Source organism: Zhongshania aquimaris (assembly GCF_019312595.1).
Classification (GTDB): Bacteria; Pseudomonadota; Gammaproteobacteria; order Pseudomonadales; family Spongiibacteraceae; genus Spongiibacter; species Spongiibacter aquimaris.
In genome coordinates this window covers 144,827-166,735 of the sequence record NZ_JAHWDQ010000005.1, presented here as the reverse complement: position 1 = coordinate 166,735, position 21,909 = coordinate 144,827, and the positions used below count along the sequence as shown (strand labels likewise).

At 47.6% G+C, this 21,909-nt stretch carries 20 protein-coding genes; 7 read left to right on the top strand and 13 right to left on the bottom strand.

The annotated features are described in order from the left end of the window. The first annotated feature begins 35 nt into the window (after positions 1–35). Genes KXJ70_RS16685 through KXJ70_RS16665 form a run of 5 tightly spaced genes read left to right on the top strand, consistent with a single transcriptional unit; the run spans position 36 to position 3,624 of the window. Positions 36–473, top strand: a complete 438-nt coding sequence (locus KXJ70_RS16685) for an SRPBCC family protein (RefSeq protein WP_219044678.1) — start codon at positions 36–38, stop codon at positions 471–473. A 30-nt stretch (positions 474–503) separates the two neighbouring features. Beyond that, the gene (locus tag KXJ70_RS16680; RefSeq protein ID WP_219044677.1) at positions 504–815 is read left to right on the top strand and encodes a putative quinol monooxygenase; all 312 of its coding nucleotides are present in this window, start codon (positions 504–506) and stop codon (positions 813–815) included. A gap of 24 nt (positions 816–839) precedes the next feature. After that, a complete protein-coding gene (locus KXJ70_RS16675; RefSeq protein WP_219044676.1) occupies positions 840–2,015 on the top strand; it encodes an aromatic ring-hydroxylating oxygenase subunit alpha in 1,176 nt (391 codons plus the stop codon). 16 nt (positions 2,016–2,031) lie between these two features. After that, entirely contained in the window at positions 2,032–2,841 is an 810-nt protein-coding gene (locus tag KXJ70_RS16670) for a ThuA domain-containing protein (RefSeq protein WP_219044675.1), read from the top strand. Between the two features lie 12 nt (positions 2,842–2,853). Beyond that, complete coding sequence (locus KXJ70_RS16665) at positions 2,854–3,624, top strand: SDR family oxidoreductase (protein WP_219044674.1); 771 nt, start codon at positions 2,854–2,856, stop codon at positions 3,622–3,624. 330 nt (positions 3,625–3,954) lie between these two features. Here the strand turns inward: KXJ70_RS16665 and KXJ70_RS16660 are convergent, their stop codons facing one another. From KXJ70_RS16660 to KXJ70_RS16625, 8 genes are all read right to left on the bottom strand, one after another. Next, the gene (locus KXJ70_RS16660) at positions 3,955–4,725 is read right to left on the bottom strand and encodes an SDR family NAD(P)-dependent oxidoreductase (protein WP_219044673.1); all 771 of its coding nucleotides are present in this window, start codon (positions 4,723–4,725) and stop codon (positions 3,955–3,957) included. A 22-nt stretch (positions 4,726–4,747) separates the two neighbouring features. Next, positions 4,748–5,509: an SDR family NAD(P)-dependent oxidoreductase gene (locus tag KXJ70_RS16655; RefSeq protein ID WP_219044672.1), complete on the bottom strand. Its 762-nt coding sequence runs from the start codon at positions 5,507–5,509 to the stop codon at positions 4,748–4,750. Positions 5,510–5,528: 19 nt separating this feature from the next. After that, on the bottom strand, positions 5,529–6,665 hold the full coding sequence (locus KXJ70_RS16650; RefSeq protein WP_219044671.1) for an acyl-CoA dehydrogenase family protein: 1,137 nt from the start codon (positions 6,663–6,665) through the stop codon (positions 5,529–5,531). A gap of 12 nt (positions 6,666–6,677) precedes the next feature. Then, the gene (locus KXJ70_RS16645) at positions 6,678–7,865 is read right to left on the bottom strand and encodes an acyl-CoA dehydrogenase family protein (protein ID WP_255558547.1); all 1,188 of its coding nucleotides are present in this window, start codon (positions 7,863–7,865) and stop codon (positions 6,678–6,680) included. A 123-nt stretch (positions 7,866–7,988) separates the two neighbouring features. Beyond that, positions 7,989–8,816, bottom strand: coding sequence for a ThuA domain-containing protein (locus tag KXJ70_RS16640; protein ID WP_219044669.1), 828 nt, complete (start codon positions 8,814–8,816; stop codon positions 7,989–7,991). 31 nt (positions 8,817–8,847) lie between these two features. Continuing rightward, positions 8,848–10,464, bottom strand: a complete 1,617-nt coding sequence (locus tag KXJ70_RS16635) for an AMP-binding protein (RefSeq protein WP_219044668.1) — start codon at positions 10,462–10,464, stop codon at positions 8,848–8,850. 26 nt (positions 10,465–10,490) lie between these two features. Next, positions 10,491–11,495, bottom strand: a complete 1,005-nt coding sequence (locus KXJ70_RS16630; RefSeq protein WP_219044667.1) for an NADP-dependent oxidoreductase — start codon at positions 11,493–11,495, stop codon at positions 10,491–10,493. Positions 11,496–11,627: 132 nt separating this feature from the next. After that, entirely contained in the window at positions 11,628–13,844 is a 2,217-nt protein-coding gene (locus KXJ70_RS16625) for a TonB-dependent receptor (protein WP_219044666.1), read from the bottom strand. A gap of 173 nt (positions 13,845–14,017) precedes the next feature. Here KXJ70_RS16625 and KXJ70_RS16620 point away from each other — a divergent pair, with 173 nt between their 5' ends. Together KXJ70_RS16620 and KXJ70_RS16615 are read left to right on the top strand one after the other, a co-directional pair. Further along, positions 14,018–15,436, top strand: a complete 1,419-nt coding sequence (locus KXJ70_RS16620) for an aromatic ring-hydroxylating oxygenase subunit alpha (protein WP_219044665.1) — start codon at positions 14,018–14,020, stop codon at positions 15,434–15,436. Further along, positions 15,433–15,894 (top strand): VOC family protein, encoded by a 462-nt coding sequence (locus KXJ70_RS16615; protein ID WP_219044664.1) that lies wholly within the window; start codon positions 15,433–15,435, stop codon positions 15,892–15,894. Before KXJ70_RS16620 ends, KXJ70_RS16615 begins: the two co-directional genes overlap by 4 nt. 54 nt (positions 15,895–15,948) lie before the next feature. Here KXJ70_RS16615 and KXJ70_RS16610 read toward each other — a convergent pair whose 3' ends face one another. From KXJ70_RS16610 to KXJ70_RS16590, 5 genes are all read right to left on the bottom strand, one after another. Beyond that, positions 15,949–16,728 carry an SDR family oxidoreductase gene (locus tag KXJ70_RS16610; RefSeq protein WP_219044663.1) on the bottom strand — a complete coding sequence of 260 codons (780 nt, stop codon included), beginning with the start codon at positions 16,726–16,728 and terminating at the stop codon, positions 15,949–15,951. A gap of 10 nt (positions 16,729–16,738) precedes the next feature. Beyond that, entirely contained in the window at positions 16,739–17,485 is a 747-nt protein-coding gene (locus tag KXJ70_RS16605) for an SDR family NAD(P)-dependent oxidoreductase (RefSeq protein WP_219044662.1), read from the bottom strand. Between the two features lie 11 nt (positions 17,486–17,496). Then, a complete protein-coding gene (locus tag KXJ70_RS16600; RefSeq protein WP_219044661.1) occupies positions 17,497–18,252 on the bottom strand; it encodes an SDR family NAD(P)-dependent oxidoreductase in 756 nt (251 codons plus the stop codon). A 59-nt stretch (positions 18,253–18,311) separates the two neighbouring features. Beyond that, entirely contained in the window at positions 18,312–19,103 is a 792-nt protein-coding gene (locus tag KXJ70_RS16595; protein WP_219044660.1) for an SDR family NAD(P)-dependent oxidoreductase, read from the bottom strand. A gap of 213 nt (positions 19,104–19,316) precedes the next feature. Next, positions 19,317–21,737: a TonB-dependent receptor gene (locus KXJ70_RS16590; RefSeq protein WP_219044659.1), complete on the bottom strand. Its 2,421-nt coding sequence runs from the start codon at positions 21,735–21,737 to the stop codon at positions 19,317–19,319. Positions 21,738–21,909 lie beyond the last annotated feature (172 nt).

Sequence of the window (21,909 nt, the reverse complement as noted above, 5' to 3'; positions counted from 1 at the left end):
CGCTGGAACCCGTACTCAACAAAAAGTCACCTATTATGCAAACTATCGATACTTTCCACGACTTTTCCGCTCCGCGCGACACATTATGGGAGCTTCTCGCAGATTTCGGCAACATTCAACGCTGGTGGCCTACAGGCCTTGCGGTAGATATAGATCGCGTCGAACTTGAAGGTCAAGGCGCAGGAATGACACGGCACATATTTAATGTCGGCTTCCCTACGGCAGTTAGCGAACAATTGCTAAGCATTGACCCACGTACTTATACCTACTCACTAGCGCTGGTAAATGATAGGCCAGCCGGTATAACAAAATACAAGGCGACCGGAACGCTCAGCCTCATTGAGGGCAACAAATGTCGCCTGAGCTACCACTCTGAATTTGAAGCAGAATTGGGGCGCGAACAAGAGGCCAAAGACTTTTTAAATGCCGCATACCAAATTATGTTCTCGGGTTTAAGCCAAGCAACCTCATAAACTTCCATATATCGACAGGACCACAACATCATGCTTGTTATCTCTGCACGTATTACCGTTAACCCAAAAGACACCGCCAGCTATATTGCCGGTGCTCAAAAAATATTGGCGCCAACTCATGCCGAAGAAGGCTGCATTGACTACTCTATTGCTGTTGATATCGCAAACCCCAATATGATTTGCATCTTTGAGCAGTGGGCATCTGAAGACGCACTAATGACTCATCTTTCATTACCACACATCGCTGAATTTCTAGCACTCGCGGCAAGCCTCGATGTTACCGATATGCAAGTAATGAAGTACGAAGTCAGTTCCTGCGGCCCGCTGCAACTAGATATATAACACCGCCAAATCCTAGAGGTCATTATGAGCAAAAAGTCGCTATATAATCACGCAGTCAAAAAAATGATCGACTATGTCGACGACAAGCAGACAGATATGGCTGAGAGCACAATGTCAGTGCCCTGCAGTGCCTATACTGACCCGGATGGTTGGCAGCAAGAAATGGATTTAATTTTTAAGAACCGGCCGATATTCGTCGCCCTAAGTCAGGAGCTACCAAATACAGGTGACTACAAAACCCTGCAGTTCCTGGATAAGCCACTGCTAATCACCCGCACTGCGGACGGCAGCGCGCGGGTCATGCTCAACGTATGCCCGCACCGCGCCATGCAAGTGGCAACCGAAGAGTACGGCACACGTTCGCGCTTCACCTGTCAGTATCATGGCTGGTCGTTTCGCAACGATGGCGATCTGCTCGCCGTTGCCGATAAAGAAAAGTTTGGCGAAGTAGATAAGAGCTGCCACGGACTCACCCAATTGCCCACCTACGAGCGAGGCGGTTTAATATTCACCGTACTAAATGGTGATACCGAGGTCGATTTCGAGGAACACCTAGGCGGTATGATCGAAGATATCGAAGACATTGGCTTCGATAAATGGCACTTTTGTGGCAAACGCACTATTTACGGTGCGAACTGGAAGATTGCCTACGACGGCTACTTAGAAGGCTACCATTTCGCCATTGCACACCCGGAAACCGTGAACCCGCGTACCTATTCAAACATTATGCATTTTGAAAATTATGGCCCACATATTTTACTGGGTTTCCCGCAGCGCACAATACACACACTAAAGGACGTCGATCCAGAAAAATACTGGAAATATGAAAACAAGGGCTACGATTTTATCCGCACATTATTTCCGAATGTCTCCATATTTGTTGCCCCGGAAATAACTCAAATAGCGCAAATTATTCCCGGCCCCACACCTGGTGAAAACACCACGCACCTTTATTTTATACACCACACCGCGCCAGAAACAGACCAAGAAAAACAAACCTTGGAAGATATGATTGAATGGCTCCGTAACGTTGTCGACACAGAAGACTACTTCATGGGCCTGCGCATCCAGAAAGGCATTGAGTCAGGCGCGCACTCCCACGTTATGTTTGGCCGCAATGAGCGTGGCAACCAATTTTTTCATAAATGGGTGGACTACTGCTTAGCAAACGATCCATCACTGCCAAAGCCAACACTGTAAAATATCGGAGCCAGAGATGACTGATAAAAAATATACAGCAGGCAGAATTAATTGCGTTCTAGTGACAGGCGGCGTCTGGCACGACATTGACTTTGCTCGCCTAGAATTACTAAAGCTACTGGCCGAAGATGATCGTATTCGCGTTCGCGTGTTTGAAGACTACGAAAATATCGACGCGATCAACAATGCAGACATGCTTATCTCGTATACCTGCAATGTAGTGCCCTCCCTCACTGCACAAGAAGTACTTTACAAATGGGTCGCCGATGGCGGCCGCTGGTACGCCTTACACGGGACTAACTCCATTATTCGCTTAATGAATACCGGCTTATACGGCACACCAGATTGGGCGCCATTGTTTGTAGAAACACTGGGCTCCATGTTTCGCTCTCACCCACCGATTGCCCCCTACACCGTATCAGTAGCCAATCCGGATCACCCTCTAGTGGAGGGCATTACGCCCTTTGAAAGTACCGACGAGCTATACCTAATGAAAACCTACGGTAAGCTCAATGTCTTGCTCGATGCCGAATACGGCGGCAAGGCAGAAGGATTTGAAGAGAATGAGTGGGAGCATGCACGTCACCCCGTCCTTTACACCCACGAAGTCGGCAAAGGCGAAGTGCTTTACTTAACCCTAGGCCACTGCCGCCACCACTACGACATGCAGCCCCTGCTCGACTATTGGCCCACCGTAGAGAAATGCGCATGGGATCTCCCCGTATTCTACACACTGCTACGCAGAGGTATTAAATGGACTATCGAGCCATTCGACGACATTACTCGTCAAGCACAGGCCCAAGCAAAGCAGTCTGCAGAACAATAAAGGAATTGATTAATGAGCATTAGATTAGCAAATAAGGTCATCGTAATTTTAGGCGTATCAGACGAACGCAGCATGGCTGCGACAACGGCTCGCCGTCTTAACGAAGAAGGCGCCAAATTGGTATTGGCTGGCCGCCAAATAGATCGAGTAACCGCAATAGCGAACTCTTTAGACGCCGCCATCCCCATCGCATGTGACATCACCAAAGAGACACAGCTAGAAGCCCTTGCTGCAGCGGCGATTAGCCACTACGGGCAGCTGGATGGCGCCATTAATTTTGCCGGTATCGATGTATCAGCGGCCATCGCAGACACCACCGAGGCCATGCTAAAACAGGCTAGCGACGTTCATTTCACCGGCGCCGCACTATTTATTAAACATATGGCAGCTGTCATGCAAAGTGGCGGCTCCATTGTCACCACATCCACGCAAGCCAGTATCATCCCACCACCAGGCCTTGGCGCCTACGGCGGCAGTAAAGCCGGCGCCGACCAATTGGTGCGTATTGCCGCGGTAGAATACGGACCGCAAAATATCCGTGTAAACTCGCTCGCGCCCGGCTTTACCGCAACCGCAATGACCGCCAACTACTTCCAAGATAACAGCATAGAAAATGCGTTTCTGAAAGAGATTCCACTTGGTCGACTGCCAACCTCCGCCGATCTTGCCAACGCAGCTCTATGGTTACTTTCTGACGAAGCCTTTATCACTGGCCAACTAATCGATATCTCAGGTGGGCAAACTCTGCGTAGAATCCCAACGCCACAAGAAATGGGGTTTTAACAAATCTATCACTGACCGATAGCTCATGCCGATGAGCTATCGGTATATCGAACCCCGCCGCCCACCAATAATCGTCACACCTAACTACGTACAAATCGAGACACGTCGTCTCCAACAGTGAAAAAAACACTACACGGGCATGCTAAGCAGTGGAGCACTTTTGAGAATTATCATTTATCATTTTTATTGCCCAGTCTCTCGTCGCACCGTTTTCTTACGAAGATTTTAGCAAACAGCCTTTAGGTAAAAATTTGCCGACAGACGCCAATAGAAAGCGAAATATTGAAAAAAAGGCGACCTTACGGCCGCCAAAGAGATGTTCGCAAAAGTTTAACCTAGGCGGACTGAGTGCCCTGAATCTACTGTGTATACACCACCGCTCATAAAGCTAGAGGCATCACTAGAGAGCAGCAACAGTTGACCATCTAGCTCTTCCAACTTTCCTAAACGACCTAGGGGTAAGCCAGCAACGTCTTTCTGACCGGCTTCGGTCGCGTAGTAATCTGCCGTGAGATCTGTTAAAAAATAGCCTGGAGCAATGGCATTAACACGCACATTGTGCGGTGCCAATTCCTGAGCCATGGTTCTTGTTAATTGGTCGACTGCTGCCTTTGACGAAGAGTAATGCGATAAACCGGGGAACGTTCTGGTTCCGCAAATTGAGGAGATATTGATAATGCTTCCCGTAATTCCGGCCGCTACCATGCGCTGGGCAACTTCCTGCCCCAGGTTAAACACGCCCTTCACATTCACATCTAGCACGTGATCCCAAACGGCCTCTTCCATTTCTAAGAAAGGCTGACCACCTGTGGCGCCCGCATTGCAAATAACAACAGCAGGCACGCCTGCCAGCTCTTCAGCCATATCTAGTGCACGCTTGACTGAAGCTCTATCGGTGACGTCCATTTCGACGGCGTAGGCCTTGCCGCCGTTGGCTTGTATCTTAGCGGCAAGATTTTCCAGTCGATCCACACGACGGGCCGTGCAGATAACAACCGCGCCGTAGGCGGCAAGCACTTCTGCGAAATGTTCACCAAGACCGCTAGATGCACCGCTTACCAGTGCGACTTTACCTGTTAAATCTAAAATATTTTTTTTCATAATAACGCCTTAAACCGGCACATTAATATTGAATGCGCTTAGTGAATCCACCGTCTACAACAATGTTCGCGCCCGTGGTGAAGCTGGATATTGGGCTTAATAACAGCGCCACATGAACACAGACCTCTTCTACCGCGGCCATACGACCCATCGGGATAGCAGAAACAGTTGCATCATATATCTCTGGCATACTGGCTTTAATCTGATCCCACGCACCGTCTTTTATAAACACAGGGCCAGGGCTTACGCTATTGACGCGGATGCCTTGCGCAGCATGTACATTTGCTAGATTGCCAAAATAATTAAGCATGCCTGCTTTAAACGTGCCAAAAGGTACGGCACCGGCGAACGCCTCTAAGGCGGCGGTAGACGAAATATTAACAATTGATGGCGACGCAGATTTCTCTAAATGCGGTAACACTGCTTGTACAGTTTTCCACACTGACAGCACATCGGTTTCGAAATTCATTCTCCAACCCGACTCTTCCGCATCAGCCCCGCCCGCGCTTACGTTCGATACAAAACCATCAACACCGCCAAGTTCCTTTGCCGAATTTTCGACCCAGGCAGTAAGTGAATCTGTATCTTTCACATCGACGACAGATCCGTAGGCCTTCACGCCCAAAGATTTAATCTCTTTGACTGCGGCGGCTACTTCGTCTGCATTTCTGGCACAAATACTGATATTCGCGCCTTCAGAGGCAAGATATTTACCCACAGCCAAGCCAATGCCCTTAGACGCACCGGTTATCAAAATAACTTTATCTTTTAATTTAAGATCCATGACGTACTCCTTCTGATACTTATTTTTGAGATAGTTGGGCGAAACGAGCCAGATGGAAATCGCGACTTCCGAACTGACTATTTATTGCTGCAATACGTTTAAAGTAATGACCAATTTTTAACTCATCGGTGGTGCCAATACCGCCATGTAACTGAATTGCGTTATGGGCAATGAACTTACCCGCGCTGGCAACCTTGGCTTTTAAGGCGGCTAAAGTGAGTTCCGCATCTGCATCGTTATGGTCGAGCTTCCACGCGGTGGCTAACATGAGCGACCGGCAGAGCTCCAAGGCGATGAACATGTCAGCCATTCGGTGCCTAAGCACCTGAAACTGGGAAATAGAGCGACCAAACTGCTTGCGTTGTTTGGTGTAATCTACAGTGGCATCCACCAATGCCGACATGGCACCGACGGCCTCAGCGCAGAGCGACAAGATGCCGCGATGCACTACCGGCGCAAGTAATTCCATTGCGCTACCCTGTACACCCAATACATTGGCGAGGGGTACATTGACGTTTGAAAAACTGAATTCGGCGGCATTACGACCATCGTAGGTTTTGTAACTGCGGCGAACACAGCCTTCCGCGTCAGCGTCTACCAGTACCAAGCTCAATCCGTCGGACTGACCTCGCTCGCCCGCGGTTCGTAGCAAAACCAGCACAACATCTGCGGCAGCGCCATTTAGCACAACAGTCTTACTGCCATTTACGAGAATGCTATCGCCAGAGACAGAAGCCGCCATCGCGACGTCGCTCATCGCATGGTGATGTTTGGTCTCAGACCAGGCAAAAGCAACTTGGCAGTGCCCACTTATCAGGGCATCTAGGTAACGTGATTTAATCTCGTCACTGGCACCTGCAGAGATAAGCTGACCGCCAAACACCACCGTTTCAAAATACGGCTCAACTACTAAGTTGACACCAAGCTGTTCGCTTAACAGCATGGTTTCTAAAGCCCCGCCACCAAAGCCACCCGCCTCTTCAGCAAAGGTCATTGCCAGCCAACCTAAATCTGCAAAGGTTTGCCACTGGGTGCTACAGTAGTTACTGTCTGACTTGACGATTTTCTGACGCGCTTCAAACTCGTAGTTTTCGTTCAAATATTTTTCAGCGCTCTCTTTGAGCATCCGCTGTTCTTCTGAAAATTCGATATACATTCAATAAATTCCTCAGAGTCCCAGCACGCGCTTAGCAATAATGTCTCGCTGAATTTCAGCCGAGCCACCATAAATGGTCGCTGCACGATTATTTATGTACTCTGGCATGCAGGACAGAGCGTAATCTGCGACGATGAGTTCGCCTTCAAAGTCCGGCTCTAATGCTGCGATCTGGAATGGCAGTGCCTGCGGTCCCAAGATGTCCATACTGATTTCATTAAAGCGTTGGCCAGTTTCAGTGCCGACGATTTTGCAGAGCGAAGACAGCGCGCCGGGATTACCCCCGGCATTTAATGCCCCTTTAATTCTTAGCTCGGTGTACTCCAGCGCCAAGGCATCAACCGCCACTTCGGCAAAGCGAGCATTGAATACCGGGTTATCACGCCACAAATATCCATCGGCGTCGTATTCTTCGGACGCTTGTTTGCGAATTTTGGCCATCTGTTTTTTATGGTCGATTGTGAAGTTATGTCCGCCACGCTCAAACTCTAAGAGGTATTTCGCGACCTCCCAACCTTGGTTTTCTTCACCAACAAGATTAGCGACGGGAACACGAACCCCATCAAAAAACACCTGACATTGCTCCACACGCCCATCTAGGCCCACAATGGGCTCTACGGTAATGCCGTCAGTATCCATGTCGACCAGAATGAAGCTAATACCTGCTTGCGGTGCGCCCTCTTTGGAGGTGCGTACTAGACAAAAAATCTTATTGGAGTGCTGGGCATAGCTAGTCCAAATCTTTGAGCCGTTTATAAGGTAATCGTCACCATCACGCACTGCTGAGGTGCTTAAAGAAGCAAGATCAGACCCCGCACCGGGTTCAGAATAGCCTTGGCACCAAACGTCTTCACCGGAGAGCAAACGTGGCAAGTAGTGCGCTTTTTGCTCGTCGCTGCCGTAGTGAATCAACATAGGCCCCAGCATTTGCAAGCCCATAGGCAACAATGCTGGCGCGTTAGACAACTTGCATTCTTCTTGGAATATATAGCGTTGATTGAGTGTCCAGCCTGTGCCGCCGTAGGCCTCAGGCCAATCTGGCGCAACCCAACCTTTTTGGTACAATTTTCGATGCCACGCCATCGTTGCATCAAAATCGGCAAACACGCTGGTCATAAGCTCACCAGCACGTTTAAGTTCGGGCGTTAACTCTTCTTGAAGAAAGGCCCGAACCTCTGCTCTAAAATTATTATCATTCATATATTTTGCTCGACGTTCGAACATGAATTTACATTAAAACCAATCAAGACCTAATAAAACAATCTGTGTTGTTTTTTATTGTAGGCATTACATCGCAGTAATGCAATCTACTATGTTAAGTTTTTATGATTGGTTTCGTTTTTTGGCCCAAGCGAGTGACTCTGCACTGCCTAGCCACGCTATCGCGTTCGAAAGAATCTTCTGGAAGTGCGGGTTTTCATAAGCCGATGGCCCGTCACCCATTTGGATATAGACTATAGGGCTATTTTTATAGCTCTTAGCCCACGCTAAGTAGTTTGAGCCCTGCGGATGCGGCCAGTCGGCATTTGAGAACATACGCCCTAGACCTGCGTGAGCAGCCGAATAAAAATTATCGCTGATGGGAGGATAATTACCACTAAGAAGCGGAATAACGTCTTGCTCAAAGACCTCATAGAGATAGAGTTCGTCCGTCATCGAGAAAGTGTCTGGCACGCCGTCTGCCAGCGCACCCCAGGAGTGAGTCTTGGCGGTATACGTCACATCGTGACGGTAACCAGAGTCCATACACGGGCGGCCACGCAATTCGCTCGGTACATAGAGAAAACGCCCGCCGACAATCTCCGCGTATTTCGGCCAAGTCGGCCAACTGGCGATAGAGTGATGCAAAAACAAAAGACCATGTCCGAGTTCAAGTAAGTCTTCAAAATCCGATACAAACTTCTCAGGCGGGTCAATGAGGCTGGGTGGCTGAGTGGTAAAATCCAGACCCGGCATATCATAGAGCACATGCACGTCGTAATCCTTGGCAAGGATCGGCGAGAACATGGCCTGGCTAGCAGGCTGCTCAACTATTGTGTAACTAACATCTTCAATGTTTTCGAATAGCTCTGCGAACGCGTTTCTGTCATAGGGGTGCCCTTTAACAGAAATGAGCAACTTCAAATCACTCGTATAATCTATTCTGGACATGGAATTTAGCTCCTACGACTCATTGGAACGATCAGGCAATTTTCGCCAGATGACTGACAACTTCCTTTCGCAAGACATCTTTCTTAATCTTCCCAGATGCAGTTTTAGGCATTTCAAGGCGATACTCTACCCGCTCCGGCCACTTCTGCTTTGCCAGCTTCATTTGCTGAAAAAATGGAATCAGGTCTGAGAGCGTTGGCTCGCTTCCATCGCGGGTTACCAACAGCGCACACACGCCCTCACCCAGACGCTCATGGGGCATAGACACCACCGCAGCCTCTAACACCAAGGGATGCTTATAGAGCACATCTTCTATTTCTCTGGCAGACAAATTTTCACCGCCGCGAATGATAATGTCCTTTTTCCTGTCAGTTATTACAATCGCCCCTTCGGGGGTGATATGCCCGATATCTCCAGTATGGAAGTAGCCGTCGCTATCTACCGATTCTGCGGTTTGCTCAGCCTCGCCGTAGCCCTTCATCATAGCTGGGCCTTTCACAATTATTTCGCCATCACGACCCAGAGCAAGCTCACCGCCCTGCTCGTCGATAATTTTAACGTCCCAGTTGTATATGCTACCGTCGGTATTGGCGGCTAAACTCAACTCGTCATCACCGATAAAGCCCACCGATATGAGTGGTGCTTCGGTACAGCCATAGACACGAAATGCGCGGCAATTTTCTAACACATCTCTTGTTGCCGTAATTAAATTGGGAGGCACCGCTGCGCCACCACAGGCAAAACCGCGCAGGCTCGGAAGGCGCTGCAGGGTACTTTTTGATTTTTCCACTAACTCTTGTAAAAACGGAGTAGCACTAACGCAGAAGGTCGCATTAATGCGAGTGATATAGCTCATCGCATCGTCCACGTTCCAACGCTCCATAAATGCCGCCTTAGCGTTGCTTAGAAATGGGAGCTCGATGCCATTGGCGTAGCCAGTAATATGTGTAACCGGTGACGGCATCAACATGATGTCATCCTCACCAAGATGCCAACCGTCTACACCATTGAAGATAGCATGCGCTAGTGAGTCATGACTGTGATACACCGCCTTAGCTCTACCAGTAGTGCCTGAGGTATACATAATAAGTTTGGTATCACCCGGCAAGATTTCCACTCGTTCGAGTCTGCCCTGCCCAGCAGCATCCTCTACCGAGTGAATGAGAGATGTATAGCTAATAGTATCGCCAAAGTCTTCATCTGCAGCACGAACAAGAATGACATGTTCCAAAAGCGGTAATGACTGCTTCATTTCAGCAATCATTTCTTGGTAGTCAAAATTACGATAACTATCGGGTATGAATATCGCTTTAGCACCACAGTCAGCAAGGATATGCTGCACTTCATTAGCGCGGTAAATTGGCACAATTGGATTCAGCACTACACCCAACCAGCAACAAGCAATATCTATCGCTACGGTTTCCCGCCAATTCGGCAATTGAAAACTAAGAACATCGCCTTTTCCCAAACCCAGCCGGTGCAAGCCCGCGGCCAACGCCATCGCTTCGGAGAATATTGAGCCATAGCGAATTGGCGCGTCGTGCTCTAAGAAAATGGCAATATCGTCACCACATTCCGCAGCCTTTTCTTCGGCTCGAACCGCGAAACTCTTAAAATCCCGAACACTTTTATTCTGCGTTACTGACATTGGCTTACCCATAATATTGACCTAACTTACACTTTTACCAGCTGCTTACCGATATTTTCACCGCGGAATAATCCTTTCAAAGCCAATGGGCATGACGCAATTCCTTCCATACAAGACTCTTGAACTTTAAGATTTCCGTTATCAATCAAGGCACCTATTTCCTCAAGCGCTGCGGGAAACTCCTCAGCGAAATCAAGCACCAAGAAGCCCTGCATAACAGCACGACGAATAACCAGCTGCATATAATTTTGGGGACCAGGGGGTAAATCTACTTTGCCGTAACCACTGGATATACCGCCGCACAAAGTAATGCGTCCACCGACTTTTAAATTAACTAAAACGTCGTCTAAAATCGGGCCGCCAACATTGTCAAAGAAAACATCAATGCTATTCTTACAAAGCCGTGCCAAGCCATCCGCTACTGATTCGTTTTTATAATCAATCGCCGCAGAAAAGCCCAAGTCATCTACCAGCCATTTACACTTTTCTGCGCCACCGGCAATACCGATAACACGTGCACCACGCAGCTTTGCCAACTGCCCAGCAATTGAGCCAGTAGCCCCGCCCGCCCCAGACACCACAACAACATCGCCAGCCTTAACTTGGGCAACACGGAGCATGCCGAAGAAGGCGGTTAAACCGGTTAAACCCAATACATGCAGGGAATAGGAAAGGGGGTAAGACGAGGTCACTTTGCGTACTGGAAATAACTCGCTACCGTTACAGGTAGCGTATGTTTGCCAGCCCACACCGCCTTCAACAACATCGCCCGCACTAAAGCTAGGGTGTTTTGATTCGACCACGTAACCGACACCCGTGGCACGCATTACCTCGCCTATAGCAACAGGAGGCACATAGCTAGGCACGTCGTTCAACCAACCTCTTTGCGACGGATCAACAGACAGGTATTTAACTTCAACGAGAAACTCGCCCTCGGAAATCGAAGGTATATCCTTTTCCTGAAGTGTAAAGTTTTCTTCCTCTACCTCTCCTTCAGGACGGCTGCGTAATATCCACTGAGTGTTCTTCATATCAAACCCTGCTGTTTGTTGATAACTCTTAAAAAAGGGGTGGATGTACCACCCAAAGTGGAGTTTCTAAGACCCATTTATTAGCGAAATCGCTAAGCTCTGGGTCTTTAAGACCGGGTAAACCGATATCACTTAAAAGTTGTAGCTCACCTCTGCCGCAATGGTTCGACGTGCACCATAAGTCGCGAAATTCATGACACCGGGAGCATGAAAACCCGATGCAATATATTTTTCATCTGTTAGGTTTTTTCCTTGAAGGGCTATCGACCATGTTTCGGAGTTATCTGTCCATCGCACACTTGCGTTGTACAAAACCAACTCATCAACATGTCCTACCGGGTGATTGCGGGTATCGGTGTCGCGTTCATCTGTATACGTCGCCACTAAATTAACCGTGCTATATCCTGCGCCGACGTTGAAATCGTACGCCGCACCCACAGAAGCCTGTACCTCAGGCGCGTTTCTAAGCGACAAACCACTGGCATCTTCCTGACCGTTAGATGGATCAGCATCGACATCAAAAAAGAAATCTTGATACTCGGCATCTAGGTAACTGAATGTGGTATTAAACGTAAGACCAGGGAGAGGCACAGCAACTAACTCAAGTTCCACACCCTGTATAACCGCTTCTGCCGCGTTCTCTACACGGGTCACTACATTTGCTCCAACGTAGTTTAGTTGGTCAACCTGTAGGTCTTTATAGTCATTGTAGAAAACTGCCATATTGGCTCTGAGCTTTCCTTCCAGCCAATCGGTCTTGGCACCGACTTCCCAGGTATCAACGATTTCCGGATCGTAGGGGCCAATATCTTCAGGGAAACTAATACGCGCATTGAAACCACCTGACTTAAAGCCGCGCGCTTGATACGCGTATAGCATCGCATCGTCATTTATCTGCCAGTCAAAACCTAAGCGCCAACCTATATTTTCCCAGTGATCTTTCCCCTCAGCTGGTGTCTCAGCAACAATAGCGCCGGACGATCCCGTCTGATTCAAAACATAGAGTTCTTTTTCTTGGTAGGTGTAGCGAAGTCCTAACTGCAAGCGAACGCTGCCGGTTAAATCATAATAGCCCTGCGCAAAAAAGGAGTATGACTCGTCATCTTGGTCTGGATAAATAAACGTCTCATATTCAGGCAAGGCCGCGTCAAACGCAGTGAGATCTGAGAAGGAGTCCAGTTGCCAGTTTTGGAAGAAGTAATAGAATCCCGTTGTTAACTCAAATCGGTCGGTAACATTTGTATTTGCACGTAATTCCTGCGACATCTGACGATTATTCGTTACACGATGAGTGTCGAACAAGGACTCGGGAGAGCCATCCTGGTCAGTCCACTCATCGAGTTCAAAATCACGATAGTTGGTAATAGAGGTTAAAGTCGTGTTTTCGAAGTCCCAGTTCATGGTCAGTGTTACGCCACCAATATCGTAATCAGAGGCATCCTTTACCTGAACAGCAGTTCGATAATCCTCTTTATCAGATAATGATTTAGAGTAATTGGGTACGTACAGCGCCATATCTTGGGTGGCGTAATTCATTACAACAGGCGAGCCATTGCGCCCCCGGCCGTATTCAAACTGTAAATTGGCATCAAAGTTTTCGGCGCCGATATATGACAAGTAGGCGCGCGCAGAAAGAACATCTTGTCCGCCTCGATCAGCACCATTCTGAACATCGGTGTAGAAGCCATCAAACGTCTTTTGCATCACTGCGATTTTACTCAGCAGAACATCGTCTACCAGAGGTATGTTAATTGCTAATGCGGCATCACGACGACCGTAATTCCCGGCACTAATCTTTGCCGTGCCGCCAAACTCAGGCTCTGGCTTTTTTGTAGTGACATTAACAACACCACCGATAGTGTTAGCACCGAATAAGGTACCTTGTGGCCCACGTAATATTTCCAGCTGTTCAATATCGAATAAGTCTAACAACGCCGTAGTATTACTACCCTGATAGACGCCATCTACAACAACACCTACAGAGGGGTCAATAAAACCATCGGCCTCTTGAACACCAATGCCTCGAATACTAATCGCAGCGGTCATCCCCGAGTTCACAACACTCGTTACAACTAAGCTAGGAACGGTGCCGCTTATATCTTTTAAGTCTAAAGCAAACTGACGCTCTAGATTATTACCAGTTAATGCAGTTACTGCGACAGGTGACTCCTGAAGGCTCTCCTCTTTTTTCTGAGCCGTGACCAGAACCTCTTCTATTGTATTTCGAATATTTTCGCTCTGAGCGCTGACATTAGCTGCACACAGTACGACGCTTGCACCTGCAGCATGGCAAACAAGCCGACGAACGGACAAGGTTGAGGATTTCTTCGTAAATTTAAAAAATGTCATTTCCACTCCAAACCACATAAATATTATTAGATTTATAACCCCAAATAAAAAACGAACATACTTGTTTTTTATTTTAGAGTGAGTAAGTATACCCAACAAAGGCCAAAAATAAACAGACTTTTACAAATTTATCTCAATAAGAAAAATTAATGCGCTTTAGCGGAGTTTCCCTTATGACCACTTCAACCTCTAATTCAACAAAGATACTGCGCCCCGGCGAGGCCCGCTGCCCTGGGTCGTCTACACGAGACATTATCCAAAGTGATAAGGATCATGCCGAAAATCATCTAATCGAAGAGTCCTATATATTTTTAGGTGATAAAGACATCCCATTTAGTCGTTACACCGATCCAGCATTTTTTAAACAAGAACAGGATTCTATGTGGATGAAGGTCTGGCAATGGGCCTGTCGTGAGGAAGACATTCCCGAAGTAGGCGACTACACGGTATATGACATTATCGATAAGTCAGTACTTATTGTCCGCACCGCAAACGATGGTATAAGAGCCTATGCTAACGCCTGCCTGCATAGAGGAACGCAATTAAAGCCCTCAGACAGTTGTGGCCGCAGCAAAGAGCTCCGTTGTCCATTTCATGGCTTCACATGGTCTTTGGAAGGTAAAATCACCGACATTCCATGCCAGTGGGATTTCCCACATATAAATGAAGACGAATTTTCCCTACCGCAATTAAAACTTGAATGCTGGAATGGCTTTGTTTTCATCAACTTTGATCAAGATGCGAAGCCGCTATCAGAGTACTTAAACGTGCTGCCGGAGCACTTTCGTAACTGGGATTTTAAAAATAAATTTACCGCCATGTACGTGCGGAAAAGGTTACCCGCTAATTGGAAGGCCTGCATCGAGGCATTCCTAGAGTCGTATCACGTACTAGAAACGCACCCCCAAGGTATTTCTACGGTAGGCGACGCCAATACCCAGTATGACACTTACGGTGACCATGTATCTCGTTTCGTCCATTTAGTGGGCTACCCTAGCCCCCACCTCGAGTCACAACCTGATCAGCAGGGAATACTTGATGCACTTTTTGCAGAATCCGTTGTGGAAGGCGCCCAATCACAGCAACACGACCTTGTCGTAACACCAGGTGATACGGCGCGACGGGTGTTCGCAGAACATATGCAAACGGTACTCGGTGACGCCTACGACCGTGATTTCTCGCACTTAAGCGTAAGTGAAACAATAGATGCTATCGAGTATTCAGTATTTCCGAACACCTGTTTTTTTCCGTCTTTACTGTTCCCCATGGTTTATCGTTTTCGACCTGACGGCAACAATCCTGACAATACAATCTTCGATCTACTCTACCTACAACCACTACCCGACTCTGGTAAGGTTCCCGACCCAGCAGAGCCATTTGAGCTAAACGAGCGCCAGTCATTTCACGAGGTACCTGGCTTCGATCCGGGTTTGGCGACGATCTACGACCAAGACACCGGCAACCTACTCAGTCAGCAAAAGGGTTTTAAATCATCGCTGAAAAAGGGCGAGACCCTAGGAAACTATCAGGAAGTTAGAATTCGCCAACTTCATATGACATTAGACAAATACCTCAGCGGGAGAGAATCATGATTCAGGGTGCCCACCACATCGCCATTTCTACACCGAACCTCGAACGTATTCTTGGTTTTTACCGCGACTTAATGGGGTTCAAACAGGTTTCAGACGCCCAATGGTCACTAGGTACAAAAGTTATCAATGGCGTACTGGATCTACCTGACTGCGCAGCGAGACAGGTTATGCTGCGCGGTAAAAATCTATGTATAGAAATCTTTGAGTTCTCGGAGCCAACGGGCACTGACGAAGTTACCCGGCGACCAGTAAGCAAACCGGGACTGACCCACATGTGCTTTGATGTGACAGAAATAGAAAAAGAATACGCCAGATTAACTGCGGCGGGCATTGAGTTTCATGTACCACCTCAAGACTTCGGCGCAGTAAAGGCAACCTATGGCCGCGACCCGGATGGCAATGTGTTTGAGCTACAAGAAATTATTGATCAAGATGCGCCGGATCGACTATTTAGCTAATGCGTAACGCTGAGTATTACCAACAACACTCAGCGTTATTTTCATGCAAAACTACTACGCCCCCTGCCCAGAAGGGTAAGGTTTCGCTAACACGCCGCCATCAACATACATTTGGTGGCCGGTCATAAAGCTAGACTCATCTGATGCTAAAAACAGACAGGCATTAGCCACTTCATCTACCGTTGCGATGCGATTCAGGGGCTGCATACCCGCGTAAATACGTTCCAATGCCTCTGGATCGTCAGCGCTCTGCAGATACTGTTGCAGCAGCGGCGTATAGGTCGCCGCAGGATGAACAGAGTTACACCGAATATTGTATGCCATCTCTCCACAGTGCAGAGCTACCGTTTTAGTTACCGCGTCTTGTGCGGCCTTGGCCGCACCATAGCAAGTAAATAACGGGCCGGGCCGAATACTTTCGACGGACGAGATATTCACGATCGCACCACCGCCGGACTTTTTCATACTGGCAATAGCGTACTTACAGCCTAGAAACGCGCCCTCTCCGTGCACGCGCATATGCTCGCGCCACTCATCTATATCCACATCCTCAATACTACCGGGACGAGAGATACCTGCACTTTGAATGAGAATATCTAAACCCGACGACGCAGCGTCAATCTTTGCCATGGTGGACAGCCATTGTTCATTATCGCAAACATCAAGATGTACAAAATGGATGTTCGCGTTTTTTGCTGCCAGTGCTTCCCCCTTTACGGTATCAATATCACCGACATAAACCCGCGCGCCCTCTTGGGCTAAACTAAGCACAATACCCGCACCAATTCCGTCGGCACCACCTGTTACTAAGGCCGTTTTATTTGTAAACCGCATTCAAACCTCCCTACTGCGCCGTCCAGCCACCATCTACTGGTAATAGAGTTCCGGTGTTAAATGACGATAAATCTGAGGCAAGAAACATCACCGCATTTGCCACTTCTTCGGGCGTGCCAAGCCGCTTCATTGCATGTAAAGACGCAAGAGAATCAAGATCATCTACGGTGCTCAATACCAGAGGCGTTGCAACATTACCGGGACATACCGCATTGATTCGAATAGGCGTATTTGCATATTCAACCGCTGCTGTTCTCGTCATCCCCGCTACCGCGAATTTGCTTGTCACATAAAACGATGCACAAGGATAAACACGTTGAGACAGAGCCGATGCCATATTCACGATACAACCGCTATTCTGTTTCAGCATCACTTGCAACTCGGCTCGCATACACAACCAGACACCCTTTAGATTGACGCCCATGACACGGTCGTAGTCTTCTTCAAGGGTTTCTGCAACTGGGCGAATCGGCGCAGAAATGCCGGCATTATTTACCGCCACATCGATCCGCCCCCATGTCGCAACGGTTTGATCGATCATTGACTGCACATCTGACGCCTTACTCACATCGCCATGTAGCGCCAAGGTATCCGCACCTAAGGCGGTGAGTTCTGCTATCGCAGAAGCAACGGCCTTCTCAGACAAGTCAGCAACGGCAATCTTCGCTCCAGCCTTTGCAAATCCGATCGCGCAGCCCAAACCTAAACCCGCTCCGGCGCCAGTAATGAACACAATCTTGTTTTTAAAATCGAACATGATCTACCTCACTAACAGGAATTTCCGCCGTCGACCATATAGACGCCACCGGTACAATAACTAGAATCATCACTCGCCAAAAACGACATCATGCCGCTAATTTCATCTGGTCTACCGTAGCGCCCCAGCGGTGTTACTTTCTCGATTTGATCTTTGAATACACCACTATTACCGGGTGCATAACCATCTTCTATTGACCGCATCATTCTGGTATCTAATGCCCCCGGATTAACGGTATTCACACGGATATTAAACGGCGCAAATTCCTTGGCAGCACAGCGCATTAAGCCAATGACGGCGTGCTTGCTGGTATTGTAAGGCATCATATTTTGACTACCCTGAACACCGGCTCCGGAGGACGTGATAATGATGCTACCCCCCTCTTCTTTCATTGCCGACAAAACCGCTTTTAAGCCCAACCATACGCCACTAACATTAATTGACATGACACGCTGAAAATCGTCAAACGAACAACCGTCGATCGAGGATATCTTTCCCTCTATTCCAGCATTGGCAACGAAAACATCTACGCGGCCGAAGCGCTTTAAGGTGGCTTCAACCATATTCAGGTTGTCCTGCTCGGAGCTTACATCAGCCTTTATATACGCAAACTCGCCGGTCAAGGTCTGAGAAAAGGTAGATAAACTATCTACATCCCAGTCTGCCATCATGACCTTCGCGCCTTCTTTTAGAAATCGCTGAACCGCAGCCTTACCTACCTCACCTGCAGCGCCAGTAATTAATACAACTTTATCAATTAATCTCATAAGAACCCCTCCATTCTCGGACCATTATTTATAGATTATTGTGACTAAAAATCAGTCCCTTAAATTTCGCCCGCCGCGACCATTGCATCAAAGATATCAGTCCCCAGCGGGTTTCGGCGCAATGTGAGGCCGCCATTAACCTGCATATTTTGCCCCGTCATAAAACATTCGTCAGACGCCAAGAACACAGCTGCAGCAGCAATATCCTCGCTGGTACCTACGCGGCCAAGCGGATAGCATTTACGGAAGGTTTCTACCAACGCGCCGCTTTGCATAGCATCAGATGTCATCGGCGTATCCGTTAGACCAGGTGATATACTATTGGCGCGGATACCCTTTTCCCCATACTGATTCGCCACGCAGCGTACCACATGATCTATCCCGGCCTTTGTGCCCATATAGGCAGCATGGTCATCGAGCATAATAGTCGCCGTTGCCGATGAAATTTGTATAATAGAACCGCCTGTTGCATCCATGACATGAAGCAATTTTTGTAGCCACAGGAAGGGGCCTTTAAACTGTAAATCAATGATCCGGTCTAAGTCTTCCTCAGAGTTCTCAGTGAAGGGCACCAGCAATCCCCAGCCTGTGCAGTTCAGAGCGATATCAACACGGCCATGACGTTCAACAATGGTATTAAACATCGTATCTATAGATGATTTGTCACACAGATCACAATAGACCCAGTCACCATTGATTTCTTCAGCTAAGGCTTTGAGATTATCTTGGTTACGACCAGACACGACAACTTTTGCACCCTCTTCGGCAAACCGACGAGCAATGACTTGCCCCATATTGTCTATACCGGCGGCACCTATGATAGACGCGATTTTACCCTGCAGTTTACCCATGAGAATAGCTCCAATATTTTTCTACAGATTTCGTAATATAGATATTTATAGTGCGAATTTACTTTTTGGAATGACGATTAGTGAACTTGATTTTTATCGTTCTATTATTGATGACTCTCGCAAAACCCATCTTTACGTATGGTTCGATCAGTTACATTTTAAGAAAAAAAACAGCCTACCCAGAAAATCAGGCAGGCTGTAGAATAATTACCTTCAATCAAACCGGTAGGTCAATTGAAGCGCTATGGTTCTAGGCAAAGATGTGAAACCCATTTGATCTGCATATTCACCACCTGCTGCGGGAGTACTTGGGCCGTCTACAACACCAGAGACAATATGTTCGTCAGTCAAGTTCTTACCCAACAGCTGAACCTCCCACTTACGACCTTCACCGGCGAGGGAAATACTCGTGTTCAAGGTGGTATAGCTATCTCTCATTGCATGTGGGTTAGCAAATCCTGACGCGTTGTAATCATCAGAGTAAATGCCATCTACCGCTATGCCATACTCCCATCCGTTTTGCAGATAGTTACTATAGCTTACGCCGAAGGACGCGGATAACTCTGGCGCCATCGCTGTTGATTCACCGCTAATATCCTGACCAGGTGTTCCGTTAGTGCCTGGAACCGTACTGGTACATCCTTGCGCTGCAGTTTGGCCAGCCCAGCAGGGTGCAATAAAATTAGCGTACTCGGCATTGTTGTACGCCAAGGAGCCGCGCACCGACAAGCCCGGAACAGACATTGGCGCAAACTCCGCGTCTACTTCAATACCTCTGGTTTTCGCGGTACCCGCATTCAGCGTAATAAATGCGAAGGTTGGCGAGTTAAAGAAGTCAACCTGCAGATCATCGTATTCGAAATTGTACACCGCCAAATTCAAGCGCAATTGGTTATCAAGCAATGTTGATTTCAAACCCGCCTCAAAGCCGGCCGCGGTTTCGGGTTCAAAAAGGAAGTCAGATTCCGAACCACCCATAAAGTCGGCGGAGTAAATGCCACTATTAGAGAAACCACCAGACTTATAGGCTGTTTTATACGAAATATATGCTAGGGCATCATCAAGAACCTGCCAGCTAAGCGTCGCTTCTGGAGACAATTCCTCGAAACTCTGATCGCCACGTGCAATTTCGTTTGTACGCCAGATTCCGCCCAAGCCTGCGTTGTTGTAGGGGTGAACAAACTCAGAGTCTTTGGTCTCTTCGGTATAACGTGCGCCTACACTCAACTCAACGCGATCGGTAAATTCATAGTTAACTTGAAAGAACGGTGAAATAGTTTCCCCATCGGTGAAGCTTTTCTTCTGACTACCAACATAAACAAGAGATGGGTCCGAAACGCTACTATCCATCAATCCGCTCAATGAAACGTACTGATCAAATTTGCGCTCGGTTTTTTGATATAAAATACCCAGCATGAAATTAAGCGCGCCATCGAATTCAGATGATAGACGAAGCTCTTCGGAGAATGCTTCCCAAGTATTTTTCTCGGTAGCAAAAGTTGCTGTTGGAATTGACTGGAAATCGCCTGATAAGCCAAAGGTATTTTGATTATCTTGAAAATTTGTTAGTGACGTAAGAGTAAATCGGTCAAAGCTATACTCAACATTCGCTGTTAATGAATATGATTCATATTCATTAAACAGGTCACCATTGCTACGCGCGTAGGGTAAGCTATTAGCCAACACAGATGGCATACGATTCTGAGTAATAACAAAATTATCACCACACTTCAAATCAGGGTTAATTCCACCAACACCACCAGGGCAGTTAAAGGCGGTGTAATTCCATGATGAATTATCAACCTCAGATTTAGTTGTCGACGCAGTAAACATCATTGCCAACTGATCATTGGGATCTACAGCAACAGTCAACCTCGCCAAGGTTTCTTCTTCGCCCGGCGCGTCGCGATTATCTGCAGGTGAGGTGTAAGTAGTTGAACTTCCGTCAGCAACATCAAACGTCGTATATGGCTGCTCTTTAGACTGGTTGCTAAAGTAGCCACCGTCCATTTCACTGTGCCGAATAGAGAAGCGCGCTTTTACGGTATCGCTAATGGGACCGGATACAATACCTTCTAAGCGATATTGTTCAGCTTCAAACTCGTAGCCCGCGCGAACAATCGCCTCAAATTCATCTGTTGGCTTAGCAGAGGTAATCGACACCACACCCGCTGTTGCGTTCTTACCAAAGAATAGCGCTTGTGGGCCTTTCAGTAACTCAATTTGTGCAAGGTCAAACATACCTTCGTTAAGGACACGACCTTGGCCGTAATAAACACCGTCTAGGACAACTGCAACGGATTGCTCAATGCCGATACTCGTTGAACTTGAGCCAATACCACGCAGCGTCATTTGGGCACCCGAACCATTAGATGAGCGCCCCACAAAGAACTGGGGAGATAGCGCCGCGATTCGCTCTAAGCTAGTGACATCGAACTTCTCAATTCTCTCTTGGGAAATCGCACTAACCGCAACAGGAGCGTCTTGTAAAGTCTCCTCTCGTTTACGGGCAGTAACCAGCACTTCCTCTAAGCCACCACGAGCGGCATTTTCCTGAGCATGTGTAAACCCAGGGAGAAGAAGTGTAGTCCCAATTGCGAAGGCAAGTGGCGTAATTAGGAAGTTGTTATTCATAGTCAATCCTCTAATGGCATACTTCTTTATTAATATTAGTTATTCGCGCTGACCCGTTTTTAGCTAGGAGTTAGCATAAGCAAAACGTGATAATTCATAAAATACCACCGAACAACAAAAAAACCAACTTAATTGTTTTTATTAAATTCCACATCTATATGGTAGCAATCAT